The sequence below is a fragment of the Cysteiniphilum litorale genome, from assembly GCF_003428165.1.
Lineage (GTDB): Bacteria > Pseudomonadota > Gammaproteobacteria > Francisellales > Francisellaceae > Caedibacter > Caedibacter litoralis.
In genome coordinates, this window is sequence record NZ_QLIQ01000155.1 from 1 (window position 1) to 783 (window position 783).

At 33.2% G+C, this 783-nt stretch carries 1 protein-coding gene; it reads left to right on the forward strand.

Annotated features, from left to right (window positions below; genetic code table 11):
• The first annotated feature begins 122 nt into the window (after positions 1–122).
• The gene (locus DNJ75_RS15015) at positions 123–779 is read left to right on the forward strand and encodes an ATP-binding protein (RefSeq protein WP_117004206.1); all 657 of its coding nucleotides are present in this window, start codon (positions 123–125) and stop codon (positions 777–779) included.
• The last annotated feature ends 4 nt before the right edge of the window (positions 780–783 follow it).

Below are 783 nucleotides of genomic sequence, written 5' to 3' on the forward strand. Positions count from 1 at the left end.
AATTTGGTAAAGTTTACTTTAAAGAAAAAATATTGCTGCTAGAAGTGTTAAAAGAAGGTGATCAAACCTTACTAGATATGGCGCATAAGATTATTGCTGATCAGCATTGGGACTGTTGAAAGATGAAGGATCAGATAAAAATAGGTGAGCCTAATACTGGCGCGATCATACATGCCTTAAAACAAATCTCTCATGGAATACAGTCTAATATTCAGGCAGAGCTAAAAAGTTACTACAAAAACCCTGACAAAGTAGCAATACAAGACTTGATTACAGAATTTGAATATACCTTATTTCACCTGGCTGAAATGAACGAATTAATTAACGCTATTACTTCAAATAACTGGGATGCTAAAACCTTTACAATAAAAAATGATCTCTACGAGTTTATTGAAAACTATCTTAATAATGCGCCTTTACATAATTTATCTGTGAAATTGCAAAATTGCTCTACCCGTATTTGTATTTTTAGACCGCTAGAAATACAAATGCTTATTAATAACCTGAGACATAATGCAATTAAAGCTGGCGCCACTGAGCTTTTAATACGATGTGAAGAAAACAAAATATCATTTATTGATAATGGACACGGGTTTGATTTCAATAAGCTAAGCAGGAATGACTATCTAAAAAAAGGGATTTCAACATCACACAGCACAGGTATAGGACTTGATCAATGTGTCCAAATAGCGCAAAAATTAAAAGCAAACTTCAGCATTGATAATAGGAATGATAATAGCAAAGGAGCTGCTGTTACACTGAGTTTTCAAGATAAATGAACGG

Excerpts from the sequence above, each read along its gene's own strand:
- DNJ75_RS15015 (WP_117004206.1), top strand. The coding sequence starts at position 123 with ATGAAGGATCAGATAAAAATAGGTGAGCCTAATACTGGCGCGATCATA.